Below are 21803 nucleotides of genomic sequence, written 5' to 3' on the forward strand. Positions count from 1 at the left end.
AAACCGACGGTACAACATGAAAAGAATGCTGATTAACGCAACTCAACCCGAAGAGTTGCGTGTTGCACTGGTAGACGGCCAACGCCTCTACGACCTGGACATCGAGTCCGGTGCACGCGAGCAAAAGAAGGCCAACATCTATAAAGGCCGGATTACTCGCATCGAACCAAGCCTTGAGGCTGCCTTTGTCGATTTCGGCTCCGAGCGCCATGGCTTCCTGCCCCTCAAAGAAATCTCCCGCGAATACTTCAAGAAATCCCCTGAAGGCCGCGTGAACATCAAGGACGTCCTGAGCGAAGGCCAGGAAGTCATCGTTCAGGTAGAAAAAGAAGAACGTGGCAACAAGGGCGCCGCCCTGACCACCTTCATCAGCCTGGCTGGCCGCTATCTGGTCCTGATGCCGAACAACCCGCGTGCCGGCGGTATCTCCCGTCGCATCGAAGGCGAAGAGCGCAACGAACTGCGTGAAGCGCTGAACGGCTTGATCGCTCCTGCCGACATGGGCCTGATCGTGCGCACTGCCGGCCTGGGCCGCAGCAGCGAAGAAATGCAGTGGGACCTCGACTACCTGCTGCAGCTGTGGACCGCTATCAAGGAAGCGTCCCTGGATCGTTCCGCGCCGTTCCTGATCTACCAGGAAAGCAACGTGATCATCCGCGCCATCCGCGATTACCTGCGCCAGGACATCGGCGAAGTGCTGATCGACAGCGTCGAAGCCCAGGACGAAGCCCTGACCTTCATCCGCCAGGTGATGCCGCAGTACGCCAGCAAGATCAAGCTGTACGAAGACAGCGTTCCGCTGTTCAACCGTTTCCAGATCGAAAGCCAGATCGAAACCGCTTTCCAGCGCGTCGTCGAACTGCCTTCCGGCGGCTCCATCGTGATCGACCCGACCGAAGCCCTGGTGTCCATCGACATCAACTCGGCGCGTGCCACCAAGGGTAGCGACATCGAAGAAACCGCCCTGCAGACCAACCTGGAAGCGGCTGAAGAAATCGCCCGCCAGCTGCGCCTGCGTGACATCGGCGGCCTGATCGTGATCGACTTCATCGACATGACCCCAGCCAAGAACCAGCGCGCCGTGGAAGAGAAAGTCCGCGAATGCCTGGAAGCTGACCGTGCCCGCGTACAGGTCGGCCGCATTTCGCGCTTCGGCCTGCTGGAAATGTCCCGTCAGCGCCTGCGTCCATCCCTGGGTGAAAGTAGCGGCATCGTCTGCCCGCGTTGCAACGGCACCGGCATCATCCGTGACGTTGAATCGCTGTCGCTGGCGATCCTGCGCCTGATCGAAGAAGAAGCCCTGAAAGACCGCACTGCCGAAGTGCGCGCCCAGGTGCCGATCCCGGTCGCTGCGTTCCTGCTCAACGAAAAACGCAACTCGATCACCAAGATCGAACTGCGCACCCGTGCCCGCATCGTCATCCTGCCGAACGATCACCTCGAGACGCCGCACTTCGAAGTGCAGCGCCTGCGTGATGACAGCCCGGAAGCCCACGTCAACCAGTCCAGCTACGAAATCGCTGCTGCCGCTGCCGAAGTGGAAGAAGTCCAGCCAGCCGCTGCGACCCGCACCTTGGTTCGCCAGGAAGCCGCCGTCAAGACCGCGCCAGCCCGTGCCAACGCACCGGTTCCGGTCGAGGCAGCTGCGCCGGTTGCCGCACCAGCTGCCCTGCCTGAGCCAAGCCTGTTCAAGGGTCTGGTGAAGTCGCTGGTCAGCCTGTTCGCCACCAAGGAAGAGCCAGTGGCTCCAGTTGTGGTCGAGAAGCCTGTGACTGAACGCCCTGCACGCAATGAAGAGCGTCGCAACGGTCGCCAGCAGAGCCGCAATCGCAACGGTCGCCGTGACGAAGAGCGCAAGCCTCGTGAAGAACGTGCACCCCGCGAAGAACGCGCTCCACGTGAAGAACGCCAACCGCGCGAAGCCCGTGAAGAAACACCAACCGTAGCCCGTGAAGAGCGTGCACCACGCGAAGAACGTGCACCGCGTGCTCCACGCGCTCCACGTGAAGACCGCAAGCCACGTGGCGAGCGTGAAGAACGCGTGCGTGAATTGCGCGAGCCGCTGGATGCCGCTCCAGCCGTAGCCGCTGCTGCTGCCACTACTGCCGTTGCTGAAGAGCGTCCAGCTCGTCAGCCGCGTGAAGAACGTGCGCCACGCCCTCCTCGTGAAGAGCGTCAACCACGTGCCGAGCAAGCGGCTCCAGCCGGTGAAGAAGAAGAGCTGCTGTCCAACGAAGATCAGCAACAGGAAGACGGCCAGGACAACGCCGAAGGCGATCGTCCACGCCGCCGCTCCCGTGGCCAGCGTCGTCGCAGCAACCGTCGTGAGCGTCAACGTGATGCCAACGGCAACGAAATCGAAGGTTCGGAAGAGACCGGCGAAGCCAACGCAGCCGCTACCGGCGAACCGACTGGCGCCGAACTGGCTGCCGGCCTGGCCGTTACCGCTGCTGTCGCCAGCTCGGTCATCAGCGCACCTGCTGAAGCCCAGGCCAACGAGCAAGCTGAAGCAGCCACCGCTGCCATCCAGGAAAACACTGTTGTAGAGACGCCAGCCGTCGAAGCACCTGTGGTTGAAGCGACGACGCCAGTCGAAGCCCCGGTTGTTCCGGAAGTGGAAGTAGCGCCAGCTCGTCACGTKCGTGAAGTTCGTGAAGTTCGCGAGTCTAAGCCTGAAGCTGAAGTGGTTGCCGAGCCTGCCGCTGTTGTTGAACAACCGCCCGTGGTTGAAGCTGCCGTTGAAGCACCGGTAGCCGAGCCAACCCCTGAAGTGCGTGAAGTTCGCGAAGAACAGACCGCCTTCCAGTGGGCTGCCGAACCTGCCCCAGTGGTCGAAGCGGTTGAAGCACCAGCGCCTGCGCCAGTGGTCGAAGAAGCTCCAGCGCCAGTCGCTGAAGTAGTGGTCGCCCCTGAACCTGTAGCCGTGGTTGCCGAGCCTGCTCCAGTGGTTGAAGCACCAGTGGTTGCCGAAGTGGCAGCACCGGTGGTTGAAGCCGCTCCGGCCAGCGCCCTGACCGAAAATGGCCGTGCGCCGAACGACCCACGCGAAGTGCGTCGTCGTCGCAAGGAAGCCGAAGCGGCCGCCGCTGCTGCCAAGGCCGCTGCCGAAGCTGCTCCAGCCGTCGCTGAAGTTGCCCAAGCAACCCCTGCTCCGGTCACCGAAGCCGTGGTTGAGCACACTGCCCCTGCCATCGACGAGAACGTACGTTCCGTCGAGGAAGTGGTAGAGCACCACCCTAAGGCCCTGGAAGAAGAGCACGAGCCTAAACCCCTCGTCTGATTCCATCGGCCACTAAAAAGCCCCGCCTGAGTGATCAGGCGGGGCTTTTTTATGCCCGTTACATCAGTTAGCGGTAGTCCAACAACCCTGGCACATCGACGTCCCACAACACACCGGGATCATCGACTACGACTTCCTGCACCGAAGCCTTGGCAAATAACGGTTTTGCCCCGCGGTCTCCGGTCAGCGCGATCAAGGCCGGGCCGAATGAACGGCCAAACCCCACGGGGTGCCCGTACTGACCTGCATGCACCGGGGCGCTGATACCGTCTTCCTCCAGGCCTGCCATCACTTGCTCGATACTTGCCGGCAGGATAAACGGCATATCCCCCAACACCACCAGCCAACCAGCCGACGGCCCACTGGCCGCCACCGCTGCGGCGATGCTGTCACCCATGCCCGGCGAGCGCAAAAGCAATACTTCGCAACCGTGCACCTTAGCCAACCGAATCACTTCGGTGCGATCCGGTGACGTCACCAGCCAACGTCTCGTAGCCACAGGCGGCAAATTCACCAATACCTGCTCGATCACCGACCGCGTGATGCCATCCCGGCCCACGCAGGGCGCCAGCAACTTGTCCTGATCGGCACCCGCCTCGGCCCGAAAACGACTGCCCTGCCCCGCCGCCAGGATGATTACGGCGATGCCCGTCAACTGACCGCTGCCTGCAACGGCTTTTTCTGCAGCAGATCGATCCCGTTCTTGATGGCGACGATTTCAGCCATCAACGACAAGGCGATTTCCGCCGGCGTATGGCTGCCGATATGCAGGCCAATCGGCCCATGCAGCCGCGCAATGGCGTCCGCACTGAGCCCCAGTGCCGCGAGGTTTTCCCGGCGTTTCTGGCTGTTGACCCGCGAACCCAGCGCGCCTATGTAGAACGCCCGGGAATTGAGGGCCGTCAGCAACGCCATGTCATCCAGGCGCGGGTCATGGGTGAGCGCGACAATGGCGGTGCGTTCATCGGTCTGGATATTCAACACCGCTTCATCCGGCATACCCGGCACAAAGCGCCCGTGCTGCTCCTCCCAGCCATAAACAAACTCCTGGCGCGGGTCGCAGATCAGCACTTCGAAATCCAGCAACCGAGCCATTTCCGCCACATAACGTGACAGCTGGCCCGCGCCGATCAGCAGCAGGCGCCAGCGCGGACCGTAGATCGCGCGCAAACGCTCGCCGTTGAAGCTGACCACATCGGTCTTGCTCGCACCGCTCAACACCACCTCGCCGGTGGCCAGGTCCAACTCACGGGCGACAATCTCGTGGGCCTCACAGCGCGCCAGCAGTTCAGCTACCCAACCCGGATCACTCACCCGCTCTTCGGTGAGACGCAGGGTGCCGCCACACGGCAGGCCAAAACGCGCCGCTTCGTCCCGGGTGACACCGTAGGTGACAAGCTGCACCGGCGGCCCGTCGTCAGGCAGCCGACCGTCCTGCAACCGGGCGATCAAGTCGTCCTCGATGCAGCCGCCGGACACCGAGCCAATCACCACCCCGTCGCCGCGCAAGGCCAGCATCGCCCCCGGCGGACGCGGGGCGCTGCCCCAGGTCTGGACCACGCTGTATAGCACCACTCGCTGCCCGGCGAGGCGCCATTCCAGCACGCTGCGTAATACATTCAGATCAACACTGTCCATCAGGCTTTCGCCTCCCGCCAACCTTGCAACTGATTTTGATAAACAGCATCTATGGGTTGATCAAAAATATCGGTAGTCAGCTAAGTTAACTCACCGGCAATAAAAAAGCCCTGCAATGCAGGGCTTGGTGCGTCAAAAAACAAGCTTAGTTCAATAGCGATTCGGCTCCATTTCCAGCACCACTTTGAAGCGCTTTTCGATGTCCTGCTGGATACGCAGCGCGAGCCCGGCAATGTCCTGGCCGCTGGCCGCGCCGTAGTTCACCAATACCAGCGCCTGCAATCGATGCACGCCGGCATCGCCATCGCGAAAGCCTTTCCAGCCGGCCTTGTCGATCAGCCAGCCGGCGGCCAGTTTCATCTGCCCGTCGGCCTGGGGGTAAGCCACCAGGTCCGGGTATTGACGCTGCAACTCGGCAGCCAGTGCCTGGGACACCAGCGGGTTCTTGAAGAAACTCCCCGCATTGCCGAGCACCGCCGGGTCGGGCAGTTTCTCGCTACGAATGCTGCAAATCGCGCGGCTGACATCGCTGGGCGTGGCCTGCGCGATGCCTTGCTCGGTCAGGCGCTGTCGCACCGGCCCGTATTCAAGTTTCAGATGCACGGCGCGGCTCAGGGCAAAACGCACCCGCAGGATCAGCCAGCGCCCCACTTCGTGCTTGAACAGGCTGTCGCGGTAGGCAAAGTTGCACTCGGCCAGGCTGAAATCCCGCAGTTCGCCGGTCTGGCGATCAAGGGCGGTCAGGCCGCTGAATACATCCTTGATCTCTACACCGTAGGCGCCGATGTTCTGCATCGGTGCGGCGCCGACCGTGCCGGGAATCAGGCTGAGGTTTTCCAGGCCGGAAAAGCCCTGGGCCAGGGTCCACAGCACAAACGGATGCCACGCTTCGCCCGCTTCGGCCTCAACCACGACCTGCACGCCATCGTCGTGCAACACCCGGATGCCCTGGCTGGCCATGCGCAGCACCAGTGCGTCAATATCCTGGGTCAACAGCAAGTTGCTGCCACCGCCAATCACCAGCAACGGCAGTTGTTGCTCGGCGGCACAGGCCAGGGCCTCACGCACGTCGGCGTCATTGTGGGCCTCGGCAAACAGCCGGGCACGCACGTCGATGCCAAAGCTGTTGAACGGCTTGAGCGAAACCTGTGCCCGTACCTGCAAAGTCATAACCGGCCCTTCAATTCAATCACCAACAGGTCACAGGCGCGCTCGATCAGGTCGAGGACAGTTTCAAAGCCCTGGTCACCTTCGTAGTACGGGTCCGGCACTTCATCCACCACCGAGTCGTAGCGGCGCAGGAACAGGTCCAGGTCCGCCTTGCCCTGAGCCGGCTGCATGGCCTTGAGGTTGCGCAGGTTGCTCTGGTCCATGGCGAGGATCAGGTCGTAGCGGGAAAAGTCGGCACGCGACACCTGTTGTGCACGCTGGGCCGACAGGTCGTAGCCGCGTTGCAGCGCGGCACGCTGGCTGCGCTTGTCCGGTGGGTTGCCGACGTGCCAATCACCGGTACCGGCAGAGGCCACTTCAACCTGATCGGCCAGGCCGGCTTCGCGCAATTTGTGGCGCAGAACGCCTTCTGCCGTGGGCGAACGGCAGATGTTGCCCAGGCAGACGAACAGAACCTGCATCAGGCCCCCAGCAGGCGACGGACGCGCTCGAGGTCTTCAGGGGTGTCGACGCCCGCCGGCGGCGCTTCCAGGGCATCGCCCACATGAATGCGCACGCCGTGCCACAGGGCACGCAGTTGTTCCAGGGATTCGGTATTTTCCAGCCAGCACGGGCCCCAGCTCACGAAGTCGTGCAGGAAACCGGCGCGGTAGGCGTAGATGCCGATGTGGCGACGGTACGGCACGCCAGCCGGCAGCACGTCAGGCTGTTTGGCGAACGCATCCCGCGCCCACGGTAAGGTGGAGCGGCTGAAGGTCAGCGCCAGGCCATTGATGTCGCTGACCACTTTCACCACGTTGGGGTTGAACAGGGTCTCGATGTCTTCAATCGGCTCGGCCAGGGTCGCCATGCGCGCTTCGCCATGGGCTGCCAGGTTGGCCGCCACCTGATCGATCACGCTGGGCGGAATCAACGGCTCGTCACCTTGCACGTTGACCACGATGGCGTCCGCCGCCAGGCCCAGCTTGGTGGCCACTTCGGCCAGGCGGTCGGTACCGGAGTTGTGGTCTTCACGGGTCAGCACCGCTTCGGCACCAAAGCCTTTGCAGGCCTCGATGATGCGCGGATCGTCGGTGGCCACCACTACCCTTTCGGCGCTGCTTTTGCAGGCCTGTTCCCACACCAGCTGGATCATCGGCTTGTTGCCGATCAGTTGCAGCGGCTTGCCGGGCAGGCGGGTGGAGGCGTAGCGGGACGGGATGACAACGGTGAAGGCGGTGGTCATTTATCCAGGCGCTCGTCGGTGGTCAGGGTGCGGGCTTCGCTTTCGAGCATTACCGGAATGCCATCACGAATCGGGTACGCCAGGCCGGCGCCCTTGCTGATCAGCTCGGTTTTGTCGGCGCTGAGCTTGAGCGGCCCCTTGCAGATCGGGCAAGCGAGGATATCGAGCAGTTTGGTGTCCATGAGTATGTCCTGGAGAGCAGCGTTTTAAGGCAAAAGGCGAGCGGGCAGCAAGCGCATCAACTGCGTGTCGAACCAGGCGATAAACGCCGGTGACGGTGCCGCGTCCACCGCAAGGTACCACCAGTCGGGCCTGGCAAAGGCGCGGCACTTCACCGCGTCCTTTTCAGTCATGACCAACGGCAGTGCCGGTGTGAAATTCAAGACCTCGGCGCTGTACGGCGCGTGGTCGGCAAAAGCATGGGGTATTGGGCGCCAGTGTAGCGTTTCAAGGGTATTGAAGAAACGTTGCGGGTTGCCGATGCCGGCCACCGCATGTACCTGCTGCCCCACCGGGAAGTGTTCGACGGGTTTACGCTCGCCGGTATGCAGGTTGACCAGCGCGGCAGGCAACAGACGGAAGGCATAGCCGTCGTCACGGTCAGAACCTGCGCCGTTGTAAAGCAGCGCATCGACGCTCTGCAAACGCTCGACCGGCTCACGCAACGGCCCCGCCGGCAGGCAGCGACGGTTACCCAGCCCGCGGGCGGCGTCAATCAGCACCAGTTCCAGGTCACGGGCCAGGCGGTAATGTTGCAGGCCGTCGTCGGAGAGGATCAGGTCGAGGGTTTCGCTGGCCAACAGCGCCTTCACGGCGCGGCTGCGGTCGGGGTCGATCATCAGCGGCACGCCGCTGCGCTGCACGATCAGCAAGGGTTCGTCCCCCGCCACCGCAGCGGTTTGATCGGCCTCTACGCGCCATGGAAACTGTGGCGGCTTGGCGCCATAACCGCGGCTGACCACACCGACGCGCAAACCACTGCGCTGGCAATGGTCGATCAGCCAGAGAATCATGGGCGTCTTGCCGGTGCCACCCACCGTGATATTGCCTACCACCACGACCGGCACCGGCGACTGATAGATCTCGCCCTCGCCCGCCAGGAACCGTGCGCGCTTGCGCTGCACCACCCGGCGATAGAGGGATTCCAGCGGCTGCAATAACGCAAGTGCAGGATGGCCTTCGTACCAGGCCTTGAGCAAACGATCAGTCATGGCCATCAGGGTTGGCTCGCCGCCTCGACGGTGGTCATGCGCAAATGGCTGAAGCCGAGCTTGCCGGCAGCGTCCATCGCCGTGATCACGGCCTGGTGCTTGGTGTTGCCATCGGCGCTGATGGACAGTGGCAAGTTAGTGTCCCCACCAGACTCTTTTTGCAGCGCTTCCATCAGGCTGGCCAGGTCGTTTTTCTCCAGCAACTGGTTATTCACCGAGAACACGCCATCGGCGCTGATGGCGATGTCCAGTTGCTTGGCCTGCTGGTCTTCCGCCGGCGAACCGCTGACGGCTTCCGGCAGGTCGACGCGCAGCTGGGTTTCCCGGGTAAAGGTGGTGGTGACGACAAAAAACAGCAGCAGGATAAACACCACGTCGATCAACGACGCCAGGTTGATATCGACGTTTTCCCGTTGCTTGCGACGAAATTTCACGCGTTGCCCTCAACCAGGTCCACGTCACGGTCGCCCTGTACCACTTCCACCAGCTTGATGGCTTCCTGCTCCATGCCCACCACCAGTTCGTCGATGCGCCGTTGCAGGAAACGGTGGAAGAACACCGAAGGAATACCGACCATCAGGCCCGCCGCCGTGGTGATCAAGGCCTTGGAAATACCACCGGCCAGCACTGCGGCGTTGGTGGTCATGCCCGACCCCATGAATGAGCTAAAAATATCGATCATGCCCAGCACCGTACCGAGCAGGCCGAGCAACGGTGCCATGGCGGCGATGGTGCCCAGGGCATTGATGTAGCGCTCCAGCTCATGGATGACCCGGGCGGCGGCCTCTTCGATGCACTCCTTCATGATCTCGCGACCGTGCTTGGAGTTGGCGAGGCCGGCGGCGAGGATTTCACCCAGGGGCGAGTTGGCGCGCAGTTCCTTGAGCTTTGTCTTGTCGAGCTGCTTGTTCTTGATCCAGCCCCAGACCTGGCCCAGCAGGTGGTCAGGCGTTACACGGCTGGCACGCAGGGTCCATAGGCGTTCGGCGATGATGCCGAGTGCGGCGATGGAACTCAAAATGATCGGCAACATCATCCAGCCGCCGGATTTGACCAATTCCCACACAGTGAATGTCCCCTCGAAAAAGTGCGCCACTTTACCATAAGGGTCCGGTGGAAGGGCTGGCCTGCCCCAGAGCATCCTGTCGCAGGGGCCGCTCTTTGGTAACGCTGTTTTGCGGTGGACGCTCGCGCCAGAAACGCCGCTGGCTGCGCGCGGCCATCGGCGGCTGGAAGGTGCCCAGTTGCAGGCGGAGTGCGCCTTGCTCGGCACTGTCATAAATCGCGCTGCCCATGGCCTGGTAACGCTCCAGCACCTGTGGATGCGGGTGGCCAAATCCATTGCTGCGCCCCCGGGAAATCAACACGGCCTTGGGTGCCAGGCGCTGTAGAAAGGCCCATGACGACGAGCTGCGGCTGCCGTGGTGCGGCGCTTGCAGCCAATCGACAGGAGCGCCCATGGGAGTGGCCAGCAATGCCCGCTCGGCGTCATGGTCAATATCCCCGGTCAGCAACAAGCGCTCGCCATTGGCCTGCACCCGCAACACGCAGGACATCTGGTTACCGTCCGTCGCATCAGGCCATTGCCATAGCTCGAACCTCACGCCGTCCCACTCCCACTGCTCGCCGCTGACACACGCCTGGGTACCGAGCGAGGCCGGCAGCCGTGCCGTCTCACCGCCCACCACACGCTTGACCGGCAACCCATGGGCGACGGCCAACGCGCCGCCAGCATGATCGGCATCGGCATGACTGAGCAGCATCACGTCCAGCTCTGCGACCCCCAGCTTGCGCAACGCAGGCAATACGACACGCGCGCCAAGATCGAACTCACCGGAGCGCGGCCCGGCGTCATACAGCAGTACATGGTTGCGGGTACGCAGGATGATCGCCAACCCCTGGCCGACATCCAGTTGCACCACCTCGACCAGCCCATGAGGTATCGACTCCCGCGGCGGGAACACTGCCAGCAGCAACATCGGCCAGCCCAGCAGCCGAAACGGGACGCCCTTGGGCAGCAATAACAGCACCGCCCCCAGCAGGCTCACCAGCCAATAGCCAATGGGCACTTGCGCCGGTATCCAGGCCGGCAAGTACTGCGCCAGCAGCGCCAAGGCCTTGAACAGCCCGTCCAGTGTGCCGCCCGCCAGCCATAACAACCCCTCTCCTATATAAGGCAGCGGCAATAACACCGTACCCAGCAAGGCCAGGGGCAGCACCACCAGGCTGATCCACGGCACCGCAACCAGGTTGGCCAGCGGCCCGCTCAGGCTGATAGGCAGGCCGAGCACCAGCAGCAGCGGAAACAGGCCGATGGCAATCATCCATTGGGCGCGGGTCCAGGCTTGCCACAAGGGCCAGGGGCCCAATCGGCCACTGAACGCCAAAATCAGCACCGCAACAGCCGCAAAAGACAGCCAGAACCCCGGCTGCAGGCTGGCCAACGGTTCGAGGATCAGCACCGCGTCCAGCGCCAGCAACAGCGGCCACCAGATTCCCAGGTGACGAAACCGCAGACGCCACAGCAATACCAGGCCCACCATCACACAGGCCCGTTGCACCGGCACCTCGAAACCTGCCAGCAGGCCGTAGCCCAGCGCTGCAGCAAACGCCAGGCCGCAGGCCCAGGGCAGCCACGGCAAAGGTTTCGGCCAACCCCCGTAGCGCGCAAGACCGGCGACCAGGCCATAGATCAACCCCGCCAGCAGGCCGATGTGCTGCCCGGATATCACCAGTAAATGCACGGTGCCAGTGGCTTGCAGGACCCGCCAATCCTCGGCGGCCAACCCGGAACCATCGCCGAGCACCAGCGCCGCCAGGCCCGCCTCTCGCCCCTGGGCATCCACTGCCAGCAGCCGCTGGCGAATCCCGTCGCGCCAGGCATGTCGTGGCGGTGCCAGCAGTTGGCCGTCCTTGACCGAGCCGGTGGCGCCAATCCGCTGGGCCAGCAGCCAGGCTTCATAGTCAAAGCCATCGGCATTGAGCAATCCGGAAGGACGCTTGAGAGTCACCGCCAGTCGCCAGCGCTCACCGCTCTTAACCGGTGGGCCGCCGCGCCAGGACACGCGAATGCGCTTGGGAAGCAGGTCCTTGCGTGACCGGCTGTCGGTCAGTTCGAAGCGCACACCGTCGCCCATCTGCTGCGGTAACCCGCTGACACGCCCTTCCACCCAGCGGGTCTGGCCATCCAGATGCGGGGCCAACCGGTCATCCAGCGCCCACTGCGCGCTGAGGCATGCCCAGCCCAGGCCAAGCAGGAAAAACCCCAGCGGATAGGTACGAAAAGGCAACAGCATCAGGGCCAGCACCGGCATCAGCAACAGCCAGCCGCCGGACGGCAACGCGGGTAAAAAACGCAAGGCGAGCAGCCCCAGCGCGAGTGCGAACATCCCTGTTCTCATGGATCTTTCCTTGAAAGCGACCCATTGAGTCTTAGCCGGGCTAGCGGTGTGGCCTATTATTATTTGTCACAAAGTCTGAATTTCACGTTCGTGGAATGCGGGCATACTTGCCCCTCGAACTGACCTGGACCCCTTATGCCACGGCGCTTATTCAAACGGTACATGCCCGATCCGACCAGCATTCGGGAACACAAATCCTTACGCTTTCTCGGCAAGTTGCTGCATGACCCGAATCTCTGGCACCTCAATCGGCACTCGGTCGCGCGGGCCATGGCCGTTGGCCTGTTCGCGGCATTCATCCCCATTCCCTTGCAGATGCTGCTGGCAGCGGTCCTCGCCATCAGCGTGCGCGGCAACATGCCGATTGCCGTGAGCCTGGTCTGGCTGACCAACCCGATTACCATGCCGCCGGTGTTTTTCTGCACCTACATGACCGGGGCCTGGCTGATGAATGTGCCACCCCGCAGCATGCCCGACGAGCTGACCTGGGAATGGATCAGCGGGCAGTTGTCGACGCTGTGGCAACCGTTCCTGCTGGGCTCGGTAGTACTGGGGCTGGTGATGGCGGTGCTGGGTTATTGCCTGACCATGGGCTATTGGCGCTGGTGGGTGGCCCGCCAGTGGAAAAAACGCAAACAGCGCAGGTTGTAACCGTTAGCGCGCCAGCAAGCGCATGTGCACACGTAAACCCTGGCCGGTATTTTCCGCCCACAGGCTGCCGTCCTGACGCTGCACGGCGTTGCGCGCAATACTCAAGCCCAGGCCAAAGCCGCCGTCGCCGGGCCTTGAACCGTCCAGCCGGGTGAATGGCGCAAAGATTCGCTCCAACTCCACCTCATCGATCCCGCCGCCCTGGTCTTCCAGCCACAAGTGCCAGTGATCCCCCTCACGCTGCCCGCCCAATTGCACCGTTCCGTCTTGCGCAGAGTGCCGGATGGCATTGCGCAGGATGTTCTCCAATGCCTGGGCCAGCAGGTTCAGATGACCGCGCACCCAGCAGTCGGCCCCCAGCTCGCACTGCAAGCGTGAGGCCGGCCAGCCACTTTCAAAACAGGCGTTTTCCCGGAGCATGTCCCACAGCGCCTGCACCTGGATGTCTTCCTTGGGCAACGGCGCGCGTTCGGTGTCGAGCCAGGCCAGTTGCAGGGTGTCGTCCACCAGGCGCTGCATGCCGTCGATTTCCCTCCCCAGGCGCTCGCGCAGCTGGGTCAGGTCCTGCTCGCTGTCACTGGCCACACGCAGGCGGCTCAACGGTGTGCGCAACTCATGGGACAAATCCCGCAGCAGTTGCTGTTGCAGGGCCACGGTGCCTTGCAGGCGTTCAGACATCTGGTCAAACGCGCGGCCCAATTCCCCCAGTTCATCCTGGCGGCTGGTGGTGTCGCGGGAAAGCCGGGTGCCCAGTTGATCGGCACGCCAGGCGTTGGCCTGCTCTCGCAGGTGGTTGAGGGGCATGATCAACAGCCGGTAGAGGCCGATGCACAGCAGCAGGGTGAACAGGCCGGGAATCACGCCATTGGTGACGATCCGCCAGAACAGCTGGTTTTGACCGGGCATGAAACGCCGCGGCAACTCGATCACCAGGGAGCCCGCACCCGGGTCGAGCGGGAACGGAATTTTCAACCACGGCAGGCCCTTGGCATGCCGGCTGACGGGCCAGTCCAGGCCGCGCAGGAAGGTCAGGCGCTGGCTCTCCTTGTCCGTCAGTGGGTAGCTGCTCAGGGATTGCAGGTCGTTGCCGATGACCCCCACCCAGGTGCGCTCGCGCTGGCCCAGGGTGTGCAACCATTCGTCCACACCGGCGTTGCCGCCCTTGTTCCAGGCCAGTTCCGCGCCAGCGGCATAACCGCTCAGGGTGGCGCGGGCCTCGCTGGACAGAAAGGCATTCTGCTCTTCCATATACCGGCCCCATGACCAACTGAGCCAGATCATCAGCAAGCAGAATGCGATCAGCAGGCAGGCCAGTTTCCAGAATAACGAATGCTTGCCCGGCAGCCGTTTGAACGCGGCTTTAAAGCCCGTCATCGTGACCGCTCAACACATAGCCCTTGCCCCACACCGTGCGCACTTCCCGCTCGCTGTAGCCGACAGCCTTGAGCTTGCGACGAATCTGGCTGATGTGCATGTCCAGGCTGCGGTCATGGGGCGCATAGCCGCGCTGGAACACATGCTGGTAGAGGAAGGCTTTGCTGAGGACTTCTTCGGCGTTGCGGTGCAGTGTTTCCAACAGGCGATATTCGCTGCGGGTCAGGCCGGCCCACTGCTCCCGGTGAAACACATCACACAGCTCGTCATCGAAACGCAGGCTGCGGGCATCGCCGCGCACCGCCGCCAGGGCCGGCAACGGCCGCCGGTCCAGGGCGACCCGGCGCAGGATCGCTTCGATGCGCACCCGCAACTCGGCCATGCTGAACGGCTTGGGCAGGTAATCGTCGGCCCCCAGGCGAAAACCGCTGATGCGATCGGCTTCGGCCCCCAGGGCCGACATCAGGATCACCGGCATCGAATGGCTCTGGCGCAAATGCGTGAGCACCGACAAACCGTCCATGCCCGGCAGCAGGATGTCCATCAACACCACGTCGAAGCGCTGATCGCGGGCCATTTGCAGGCCCTGCTGGCCATTCTGGCACCAGGTCACCTGGAAGCCACAGAGGCCCAATTGCTCATGGACATAGGCGCCAAGCACAGGATCGTCTTCAATCGCCAGGATACTGGGTAAGCCAAGTGCTGCGGGATTCATTAGCGTCTGCAAGTCATTCTCAATGACTGATTATTCAAGATTGCCCCCCCATGAGCAACCGCCGCCGGGCGTCCGGCGGCCCAAGGTTTGCCTCAGGTCATTAATTTTGCAAGATTCCCCGCCGCGCAAATGGCTACACTGCGCAGGTGGCGCGGGCCGGATGCCTGCGTGGAATTCGACAACAGTGTGGTAGCAGGAGAGTGGCGTGCTTAAAAGAATGGGGATAAAAGGCCGCGTACTGTTGCTGACCTTATTGCCTACCAGCCTGATGGCGTTGCTGCTGGGCGGGTACTTCACCTGGATGCAGCTTTCGGAGTTGCAGTCGCAGTTGCTGCAACGCGGCGAGATGATCGCCGAGCAACTGGCGCCGCTGGTGGCCCCGGCCCTCGGCACCAGGAACACCGACCTGCTGGAACGCATCGCCACCCAGTCCCTGGAACAAACCGATGTGCGCGCCGTATCGTTCCTCGGGCCCGACCGCACGCCCCTGGCCCACGCCGGGCCGACCATGCTCAACCAGCCGCCCATCGGCAACAGTTCGCACCTGTTGCAGCGCACCGGCAATGACGCCACCCGTTATCTGCTGCCGGTGTTCGGCCGCCATCGCAACCTCGCCGGTGAACTGATCCCGGATGAATCCGACCGCCTGCTGGGCTGGGTCGAGCTGGAACTGTCCCACAACGGCATGTTGCTGCGTGGCTACCGCAGCCTGTTCGCCAGCCTGTTGCTGATCGCCATCGGCCTGATCTGTACCGCTGCCCTCGCCTTGCGCATCAGCCGTACGATCAACTCACCGATCGGCCTGATCAAACAGGCCGTCGCGCAACTCAAGGACGGCAATCTCGAAACCCGGTTGCCACCCCTGGGCAGCCAGGAGCTGGATCACCTGGCCTCGGGCATCAACCGCATGGCCGAGACCCTGCAAAACGCCCAGGAAGAATTGCAACACAGCATCGACCAGGCCACCGAAGACGTGCGGCAAAACCTGGAAACCATCGAGATCCAGAACATCGAGTTAGACCTGGCCCGCAAGGAAGCCCTGGAAGCCAGCCGCATCAAGTCGGAGTTTCTGGCCAACATGAGCCATGAGATCCGCACGCCGTTGAACGGCATCCTTGGTTTCACCCATTTGTTGCAGAAAAGCGAACTGTCACCGCGCCAGCTGGATTACCTGGGCACCATCGAAAAATCCGCCGACAACCTGCTGGGCATCATCAACGAAATCCTCGACTTCTCGAAAATCGAGGCCGGCAAGCTGGTGCTCGACAGCATCCCGTTCAACCTGCGGGACTTGCTGCAAGACACCCTGACCATCCTCGCCCCGGCCGCCCACGCCAAACAGCTGGAGCTGGTGAGCCTGGTCTACCGCGACACGCCGCTCGCCTTGGTGGGTGACCCGCTGCGGCTCAAGCAGATCCTCACGAACCTGGTGAGCAACGCGATCAAGTTCACCCGCGAAGGCACCATCGTTGCCCGCGCCATGATTGAAGACGAACAGGAAGACAGCGTACAACTGCGCATCAGCGTGCAGGACACCGGCATCGGCCTGTCGAACCAGGATGTGCGGGCGCTGTTCCAGGCGTTCAGCCAGGCGGACAATTCGCTGTCACGCCAACCCGGCGGGACCGGCCTTGGCCTGGTGATTTCCAAGCGCCTGATCGAACAGATGGGCGGTGAGATCGGCGTCGACAGCACGCCGGGAGAAGGCTCGGAATTCTGGATCAGCCTGAACCTGCCGAAAACCCGTGACGATATCGAAGACCTGCCCTCCGCGCCGCTGCTGGGCCGGCGCGTGGCGGTGCTGGAAAACCACGAGCTGGCGCGCCAGGCCCTGCAACATCAGCTGGAAGACTGCGGCCTGGAAGTCACCCCGTTCAACAGCCTGGAAAGCCTGACCAACGGCATCACCAGCGCCCACCAGACCGAACAGGCGATTGACCTGGCCGTGCTGGGCATCACCGCCAACGACATTCCGCCGGAGCGTTTGAACCAGCACCTGTGGGACCTCGAACACCTGGGCTGCAAGGTACTGGTGTTGTGCCCGACCACCGAACAGCTGCTGTTCAACCCCTCGGTGCCCAACCCCAACAGCCAGTTGCAGGCCAAGCCCGCGTGCACCCGCAAACTGCGTCGCGCCCTGGCCGACCTGATCAGCCCGCGCCCGCTGCGCAGCGAACCCGGCGAGCCCCTGTCCAGCCGCGCGCCGCGGGTGCTGTGTGTCGACGACAACCCGGCCAACCTGCTGCTGGTGCAAACCCTGCTGGAAGACATGGGCGCCAAGGTCCAGGCGGTGGAAAGCGGTTACTCGGCCATCGAGGCAGTGAAGCAGGAAGCCTTCGACCTGGTGCTGATGGACGTGCAGATGCCGGGGATGGACGGTCGCCAGAGCACCGAGGCAATCCGCACGTGGGAAAGCGAACGCCATGGCACACCGCTGCCCATCGTCGCGCTGACGGCCCATGCGATGGCCAACGAAAAACGCGCCCTGCTGCAAAGCGGCATGGATGATTACCTGACCAAACCCATCAGCGAACGGCAACTGGCCCAGGTGGTGTTGAAATGGACCGGGCTGGCCCTGCGCAACCAGGGCCCGGACCGTGGCACCGAAAGTTTCGGGCATGCCGCGCAATTGCCGGTGCTGGACCATGAAGAAGGTTTGCGCCTGGCGGCCGGCAAGGCGGATCTGGCGGCAGACATGCTCGCGATGCTGCTGGCCTCGCTGGAAGCGGACCGTGAAGCGATTCGCGTCGCCCGTGACGCCAATGACCGCAACGCCCTGATCGAACGGGTGCACCGCCTGCACGGCGCCACCCGGTATTGCGGCGTGCCGCAATTGCGTGCGGCCTGCCAGCGGGCCGAGACCCTGCTCAAGCAGGACGACGCCAAGGCCATGCCGGCCCTGGATGAACTGGACATGGCGATTGCCCGGCTGGCCAGCGAGGCGCGAGTCAGCGCGTAAACTTTCGGGGCAATGCGGACAGGGAGGCTTGCTGTGGCGAGGGAGCTTGCTCCCGCTGGAGTGCGAAGCGCTCCCAGGATTTTGGGGCCGCTGCGCAGCCCAGCGGGAGCAAGCTCCCTCGCCACAACAAGCTCCTCACCACAGCAAGCTCACTCACCACAGACAAGCCCCCTCGCCACAAAAGCAGCTTTCCATCATCAAGAAGGAATATTTGATGCGCATCATCCTCTTCAGCAGCCAGACCTACGACCGCGACAGCTTTCTCGCCCAACCGCTGCCCGAAGGCATGCAGTTGCAATTCCAGCCGGCCCGGCTGAACCTCGACACCGTGGCCCTGGCCGAACACCACGAAGTGGTCTGCGCCTTTATCAACGATGACCTCAGCGCTCCGGTGCTGGAGCAGTTGGCCAGCGGCGGCACCCGCCTGATCGCCCTGCGTTCCGCCGGCTACAACCATGTCGACCTGCCCGCCGCCAAGCGCCTGGGCCTGACCATCGTGCGGGTGCCGGCCTACTCGCCCCATGCGGTGGCCGAACATGCGGTCGCGTTGATCCTGGCCCTCAATCGCCGCCTGCACCGCGCCTACAACCGCACCCGCGACGGTGACTTCAGCCTGCACGGCCTGACCGGGTTCGACCTGGTGGGCAAGACCGTCGGCGTGGTCGGCACCGGGCAGATCGGCGCCACATTCGCCAAGATCATGGCCGGGTTCGGCTGCCGGCTGCTGGCGTACGATCCCTACCCCAATCCGCAGGTCGAGGCCCTTGGCGCCCGGTATGTGAGCCTGCCGCAGTTGCTGGGCGAATCGCAGATCATCAGCCTGCATTGCCCGCTGACGGCGGACAGCAAACACCTGATCAACGCCCAAAGCCTCGCCCATATGCAGCCCGGCGCGATGCTCATCAACACCGGGCGCGGCGGCCTGGTGGACACCCCGGCGCTGATCGACGCACTCAAGGATGGCCAGCTCGGCTATCTGGGGCTGGATGTGTATGAAGAAGAGGCCCAGCTGTTTTTCGAAGACCGCTCGGACCTGCCCCTGCAAGACGACGTATTGGCGCGCCTGCTGACCTTCCCCAATGTGATCATCACCGCGCACCAGGCCTTCCTGACCCGCGAGGCGCTGGGGGCGATTGCCGGCACCACCCTGGCCAACATCGCGGCGTGGGCTGGCGGGCAGGCGCAAAACCTCGTCGAAGGATGATCAGCGGTCACATAGCCGCGCCATGATGGGTAGCGGCGCATGATAGGATGCCGCGCCTATTTGGAGGATCCATGGCCGAACACGATTTCCGCTTCAGCTTGCTGAGCCCGCAACACACCCTGATCGAATGCCGGGCCCTGGTGCCGGGCCGTTATCAAGTCACCGGCAACGGTGGCTCGATCAAGAACGGCGACGTTCTGATCGTCACCCTGCGCGGCAGCAAAACCCTGTCGATGCGCCTGACCGTCGAAGGCGATGCGCGCTACTCCATCCGCCCGGCGGGCCAGTGGGTCGCCATGGCCCAGGGGCCGAAATTCGGCGAACTGGAGATTCACACCTGGAAGGTCAACTGCGACAGCTGCGACAACGTGCTGGAGTTTGAATTCGCGGTGGAAACCAAGCTGACCAAGGAGCCGCTGCAACCGGCCGCCACTGCACGGGTTACCGAGTTGGGCTGGGCCACCCTGGGTGACAAGCACCGCTGCCCGAAATGCCAGCAGGCCGCGCAATGAAAGCCTTGCTGATGCTGGCCGTGCTGGGTGCAGGCCTTGCGGGCTGCGCCAGCGACGAGGTCAAGCTCAAGCAGGATCACAGCTACGTGGTGGAATGGATCGGTGAGCGGCCGCTGATGGATTACGCCCACCTGACCGTGACCCTCGGCGCCGATGGCCGGGCCTATGGCAATGGTGGCTGCAACCATTGGTTCGCGCCCTACACCCTGGATGGCGACAAGCTGAGCTTCGGCAAGGTCGGCAGCACCCGCAAACTCTGCGCCGAAGCGCTGATGGAGCAGGAGCACCGCTTCTTCCAGGCCCTGCAAGGCGTGCAGCGCTGGGACATCTCGCCGATCGAACAGACCCGTTTCTGGCCGGCGGATGGCAAGCCGTTGCGGTTGTGGCTGGAAGAAGGCTGATCTGAAGGCGCAACAAATCTAAATGTGGGAGCGGGCTTGCTCGCGAAAGCGGTGGATCAGTCGATGTATCCGGTGACTGTCACACCGCATTCGCGAGCAAGCCCGCTCCCACATTTTTTATCCGCGCAACGCCTTGAGCTTGGCCAACACCCCTTCCGCCGTCTGCTCACCCATCAGTTGCTCGCGCACCTTGCCCTTGTCATCAATGATGTAGGTCACCGGCAGGGCTTCACTGCGGGGAATTTCGAAGATCCCGTCCGGGTTCTGCGCCAGTACGGTGAACTTGATGCCCAGCTTCTCGCTGGCGCTCTTGAGCTCTTCACCCTGGACGTTGTCGAAATTCACCCCGAACACCCCCACCGACTGGCCCTTGAGCTGTTCGGCCAAGGCGTTGAGTTCCGGGATTTCGGTACGGCACGGGCCACACCATTCGGCCCAGTAGTTAACCACCAGCCATTGCTTGTCCAGGCGTTCGGCGGCCACTTTCTGACCATATTGGTCAACGCCATAATCATTGCCACAGCCGCTGAGCAGCAGTGTGCCGATGATTGCCAATGCGCCTAACAGTCGCCTCGTCATGGGGTAATCCTTCGTAAAAATGAACGTTGGCTGCGGCCTATCGCCTCTCATGGTTTAAGGACGCGGCGCAGCGCGGGTAGAATACCCGCCACCTTACGCAAGATGCGACCCGCACATGACCGATCTGACGCTTTATCACAACCCGCGCTGCTCGAAATCCCGCGGTGCGCTCGAACTGCTGGAAGCCCGTGGCCTCACACCGACGGTGGTGCGCTACCTGGAAACCCCGCTCGACGCCGCGCAATTGCAGGCCCTGCTGGGCAAGCTGAACATCAGCGCGCGGCAACTGCTGCGTACCGGCGAGGACGAATATAAAACCCTCAACCTGGCTGACACCAGCCTCAGCGAAGCACAGTTGATCGCTGCTATCGCCGCTCATCCGAAACTGATGGAGCGTCCGATCCTCGCCACCGCCGACAAGGCCGTGATCGGCCGCCCACCGGAGAACATCCTGGAGCTGGTTTCGTGAGTGCGCCGTATGTGCTGGTGTTGTATTACAGCCGCAACGGTTCAGTCAGCGAAATGGCCCGGCAGATTGCCCGGGGCATCGAGCAAGCCGGGCTTGAGGCGCGGCTGCGCACCGTGCCGGCCATCTCCAGTGAATGCGAGGCCGTGGCGCCGGACATTCCGGTCGACGGCCCGCTGTACTGCAGCCTCGATGACCTGAAGAACTGCGCAGGCCTGGCGCTGGGCAGCCCGACCCGTTTCGGCAACATGGCCGCGCCGCTCAAGTACTTTCTCGACGGCACCAGCAACCTGTGGCTGACCGGCGCCCTGGTCGGCAAGCCGGCGGGCGTGTTCACCTCCACCGCCAGCCTGCACGGCGGCCAGGAGACCACGCTGATGTCGATGCTGCTGCCGCTGCTGCACCACGGCATGCTGATCACCGGACTGCCCTACAGTGAACAGGCGCTGCTCGACACCAAGGGCGGCGGTACGCCTTATGGCGCCAGCCACCATTCCGGTGCCGACGGCAAGCGTGCGCTGGATCAACACGAGATCGCCCTGTGCCGCGCACTCGGCCTGCGCCTAGCGAAGACCGCTGCGCTACTGGAGAACGGCCGTGGCCAGGAAGCCTAAGCTACTGCCGCCCCAGGCCTGGCTGGAGCCACGGGTCAAGGCGATGCGGGCGTTAAGCCTGCTGGCGTTCCTGGGATTGGTGGGGCTGCTGTGTGCCTACTACCTGGCGTTCGCCGATCTGCATGGCGCGCGGCCGTGGGTGATTCTGCTGATCGAGTTGGTGCCGCTGCTGTTGCTGGCGCCGGGGATGATCCTGGGCAGCGCGCGCGGGCATTCATGGATGTGCTTTGTGGTGAACCTGTATTTCATCAAGGGTGCGCTGGCGGCGTATGACCCGAACCGGCAGTGGTTTGGTGTGCTCGAGATGCTGGCGAGCCTGGCGGTGTTCTGCACGGCGTTGATGTATGTGCGGTACCGGCATCAGCTGAATCGGCGGTTGGCGGGGGAAGGATTGCCTGCCTGA

The 21803-nt window shown here is 63.2% G+C and carries 22 protein-coding genes; 9 read left to right on the forward strand and 13 right to left on the reverse strand.

Annotated elements, in window-relative coordinates; genetic code table 11:
- Positions 1-16 precede the first annotated feature (16 nt).
- On the forward strand, positions 17-3280 hold the full coding sequence (rne, locus tag JV201_RS21750; RefSeq protein ID WP_374707352.1) for a ribonuclease E: 3264 nt from the start codon (positions 17-19) through the stop codon (positions 3278-3280).
- Between the two features lie 67 nt (positions 3281-3347).
- On the opposite strand, the gene JV201_RS21755 is transcribed toward rne, so the two are convergent.
- The 10 genes from JV201_RS21755 to JV201_RS21800 form a co-directional block, all read right to left on the reverse strand.
- Positions 3348-3935 carry an NTP transferase domain-containing protein gene (locus JV201_RS21755; RefSeq protein ID WP_177045079.1) on the reverse strand — a complete coding sequence of 196 codons (588 nt, stop codon included), beginning with the start codon at positions 3933-3935 and terminating at the stop codon, positions 3348-3350.
- Positions 3932-4918: an XdhC family protein gene (locus JV201_RS21760; protein WP_008434978.1), complete on the reverse strand. Its 987-nt coding sequence runs from the start codon at positions 4916-4918 to the stop codon at positions 3932-3934. The genes JV201_RS21755 and JV201_RS21760 overlap by 4 nt, the downstream gene beginning before the upstream one ends.
- A 150-nt stretch (positions 4919-5068) precedes the next feature.
- Complete coding sequence (gene murB, locus JV201_RS21765) at positions 5069-6088, reverse strand: UDP-N-acetylmuramate dehydrogenase (RefSeq protein ID WP_004371335.1); 1020 nt, start codon at positions 6086-6088, stop codon at positions 5069-5071.
- Positions 6085-6549, reverse strand: coding sequence for a low molecular weight protein-tyrosine-phosphatase (locus JV201_RS21770; RefSeq protein ID WP_004371338.1), 465 nt, complete (start codon positions 6547-6549; stop codon positions 6085-6087). The genes murB and JV201_RS21770 overlap by 4 nt, the downstream gene beginning before the upstream one ends.
- Entirely contained in the window at positions 6549-7313 is a 765-nt protein-coding gene (kdsB, locus tag JV201_RS21775; RefSeq protein WP_008434982.1) for a 3-deoxy-manno-octulosonate cytidylyltransferase, read from the reverse strand. Before kdsB ends, JV201_RS21770 begins: the two co-directional genes overlap by 1 nt.
- Positions 7310-7495 carry a Trm112 family protein gene (locus tag JV201_RS21780; protein WP_003174668.1) on the reverse strand — a complete coding sequence of 62 codons (186 nt, stop codon included), beginning with the start codon at positions 7493-7495 and terminating at the stop codon, positions 7310-7312. Before JV201_RS21780 ends, kdsB begins: the two co-directional genes overlap by 4 nt.
- 24 nt (positions 7496-7519) lie before the next feature.
- Entirely contained in the window at positions 7520-8530 is a 1011-nt protein-coding gene (gene lpxK / locus JV201_RS21785) for a tetraacyldisaccharide 4'-kinase (RefSeq protein ID WP_008434985.1), read from the reverse strand.
- Positions 8530-8958 (reverse strand): biopolymer transporter ExbD, encoded by a 429-nt coding sequence (locus JV201_RS21790; protein ID WP_004371361.1) that lies wholly within the window; start codon positions 8956-8958, stop codon positions 8530-8532. The genes lpxK and JV201_RS21790 overlap by 1 nt, the downstream gene beginning before the upstream one ends.
- Entirely contained in the window at positions 8955-9590 is a 636-nt protein-coding gene (locus JV201_RS21795) for a MotA/TolQ/ExbB proton channel family protein (protein WP_004371363.1), read from the reverse strand. The genes JV201_RS21790 and JV201_RS21795 overlap by 4 nt, the downstream gene beginning before the upstream one ends.
- Positions 9591-9621: 31 nt before the next feature.
- Positions 9622-11913 carry a DNA internalization-related competence protein ComEC/Rec2 gene (locus JV201_RS21800; RefSeq protein ID WP_219407210.1) on the reverse strand — a complete coding sequence of 764 codons (2292 nt, stop codon included), beginning with the start codon at positions 11911-11913 and terminating at the stop codon, positions 9622-9624.
- A 147-nt stretch (positions 11914-12060) separates the two neighbouring features.
- Between JV201_RS21800 and JV201_RS21805 the strand changes: the two genes are divergently transcribed.
- Positions 12061-12576, forward strand: a complete 516-nt coding sequence (locus tag JV201_RS21805) for a DUF2062 domain-containing protein (RefSeq protein ID WP_004371367.1) — start codon at positions 12061-12063, stop codon at positions 12574-12576.
- Between the two features lie 3 nt (positions 12577-12579).
- On the opposite strand, the gene JV201_RS21810 is transcribed toward JV201_RS21805, so the two are convergent.
- Together JV201_RS21810 and JV201_RS21815 are read right to left on the reverse strand one after the other, a co-directional pair.
- On the reverse strand, positions 12580-13950 hold the full coding sequence (locus tag JV201_RS21810; protein ID WP_008434990.1) for a sensor histidine kinase: 1371 nt from the start codon (positions 13948-13950) through the stop codon (positions 12580-12582).
- Positions 13937-14665 (reverse strand): response regulator transcription factor, encoded by a 729-nt coding sequence (locus JV201_RS21815; protein ID WP_004371371.1) that lies wholly within the window; start codon positions 14663-14665, stop codon positions 13937-13939. Before JV201_RS21815 ends, JV201_RS21810 begins: the two co-directional genes overlap by 14 nt.
- A gap of 205 nt (positions 14666-14870) precedes the next feature.
- On the opposite strand from JV201_RS21815, the gene JV201_RS21820 reads away from it, so the two are divergent.
- The 4 genes from JV201_RS21820 to JV201_RS21835 all read left to right on the forward strand — a co-directional run bounded on the left by JV201_RS21820 (position 14871) and on the right by JV201_RS21835 (position 19741).
- On the forward strand, positions 14871-17624 hold the full coding sequence (locus JV201_RS21820) for a response regulator (RefSeq protein WP_219406033.1): 2754 nt from the start codon (positions 14871-14873) through the stop codon (positions 17622-17624).
- A gap of 214 nt (positions 17625-17838) precedes the next feature.
- Positions 17839-18828, forward strand: a complete 990-nt coding sequence (locus JV201_RS21825; protein WP_177122872.1) for a 2-hydroxyacid dehydrogenase — start codon at positions 17839-17841, stop codon at positions 18826-18828.
- A gap of 71 nt (positions 18829-18899) precedes the next feature.
- Positions 18900-19340, forward strand: a complete 441-nt coding sequence (locus JV201_RS21830; RefSeq protein WP_004371378.1) for a hypothetical protein — start codon at positions 18900-18902, stop codon at positions 19338-19340.
- Positions 19337-19741, forward strand: a complete 405-nt coding sequence (locus JV201_RS21835; RefSeq protein ID WP_004371380.1) for an META domain-containing protein — start codon at positions 19337-19339, stop codon at positions 19739-19741. The genes JV201_RS21830 and JV201_RS21835 overlap by 4 nt, the downstream gene beginning before the upstream one ends.
- 117 nt (positions 19742-19858) lie before the next feature.
- Here JV201_RS21835 and JV201_RS21840 read toward each other — a convergent pair whose 3' ends face one another.
- Positions 19859-20320, reverse strand: coding sequence for a TlpA disulfide reductase family protein (locus JV201_RS21840; protein ID WP_219406034.1), 462 nt, complete (start codon positions 20318-20320; stop codon positions 19859-19861).
- Positions 20321-20435: 115 nt separating this feature from the next.
- On the opposite strand from JV201_RS21840, the gene arsC reads away from it, so the two are divergent.
- The 3 genes from arsC to JV201_RS21855 are packed head-to-tail and all read left to right on the forward strand — an operon-like array spanning position 20436 to position 21803.
- Positions 20436-20789, forward strand: coding sequence for an arsenate reductase (glutaredoxin) (gene arsC / locus JV201_RS21845; protein ID WP_004371385.1), 354 nt, complete (start codon positions 20436-20438; stop codon positions 20787-20789).
- The gene (gene wrbA, locus JV201_RS21850) at positions 20786-21400 is read left to right on the forward strand and encodes an NAD(P)H:quinone oxidoreductase (RefSeq protein ID WP_004371390.1); all 615 of its coding nucleotides are present in this window, start codon (positions 20786-20788) and stop codon (positions 21398-21400) included. Before arsC ends, wrbA begins: the two co-directional genes overlap by 4 nt.
- Entirely contained in the window at positions 21384-21803 is a 420-nt protein-coding gene (locus tag JV201_RS21855; RefSeq protein ID WP_177019556.1) for a DUF2069 domain-containing protein, read from the forward strand. Before wrbA ends, JV201_RS21855 begins: the two co-directional genes overlap by 17 nt.

The organism is Pseudomonas sp. Colony2, from assembly GCF_019382755.1.
Classification (GTDB): domain Bacteria; phylum Pseudomonadota; class Gammaproteobacteria; order Pseudomonadales; family Pseudomonadaceae; genus Aquipseudomonas.

Excerpts from the sequence above, each read along its gene's own strand:
- lpxK (WP_008434985.1), bottom strand. The coding sequence starts at position 8,530 with ATGGCCATGACTGATCGTTTGCTCAAGGCCTGGTACGAAGGCCATCCT.
- JV201_RS21825 (WP_177122872.1), top strand. The coding sequence starts at position 17,839 with ATGCGCATCATCCTCTTCAGCAGCCAGACCTACGACCGCGACAGCTTT.
- kdsB (WP_008434982.1), bottom strand. The coding sequence starts at position 7,313 with ATGACCACCGCCTTCACCGTTGTCATCCCGTCCCGCTACGCCTCCACC.
- JV201_RS21780 (WP_003174668.1), bottom strand. The coding sequence starts at position 7,495 with ATGGACACCAAACTGCTCGATATCCTCGCTTGCCCGATCTGCAAGGGG.
- JV201_RS21815 (WP_004371371.1), bottom strand. The coding sequence starts at position 14,665 with ATGAATCCCGCAGCACTTGGCTTACCCAGTATCCTGGCGATTGAAGAC.
- JV201_RS21840 (WP_219406034.1), bottom strand. The coding sequence starts at position 20,320 with ATGACGAGGCGACTGTTAGGCGCATTGGCAATCATCGGCACACTGCTG.
- JV201_RS21800 (WP_219407210.1), bottom strand. The coding sequence starts at position 11,913 with ATGTTCGCACTCGCGCTGGGGCTGCTCGCCTTGCGTTTTTTACCCGCG.
- JV201_RS21805 (WP_004371367.1), top strand. The coding sequence starts at position 12,061 with ATGCCACGGCGCTTATTCAAACGGTACATGCCCGATCCGACCAGCATT.
- JV201_RS21770 (WP_004371338.1), bottom strand. The coding sequence starts at position 6,549 with ATGCAGGTTCTGTTCGTCTGCCTGGGCAACATCTGCCGTTCGCCCACG.
- JV201_RS21810 (WP_008434990.1), bottom strand. The coding sequence starts at position 13,950 with ATGACGGGCTTTAAAGCCGCGTTCAAACGGCTGCCGGGCAAGCATTCG.
- JV201_RS21835 (WP_004371380.1), top strand. The coding sequence starts at position 19,337 with ATGAAAGCCTTGCTGATGCTGGCCGTGCTGGGTGCAGGCCTTGCGGGC.
- murB (WP_004371335.1), bottom strand. The coding sequence starts at position 6,088 with ATGACTTTGCAGGTACGGGCACAGGTTTCGCTCAAGCCGTTCAACAGC.
- JV201_RS21760 (WP_008434978.1), bottom strand. The coding sequence starts at position 4,918 with ATGGACAGTGTTGATCTGAATGTATTACGCAGCGTGCTGGAATGGCGC.
- arsC (WP_004371385.1), top strand. The coding sequence starts at position 20,436 with ATGACCGATCTGACGCTTTATCACAACCCGCGCTGCTCGAAATCCCGC.
- JV201_RS21830 (WP_004371378.1), top strand. The coding sequence starts at position 18,900 with ATGGCCGAACACGATTTCCGCTTCAGCTTGCTGAGCCCGCAACACACC.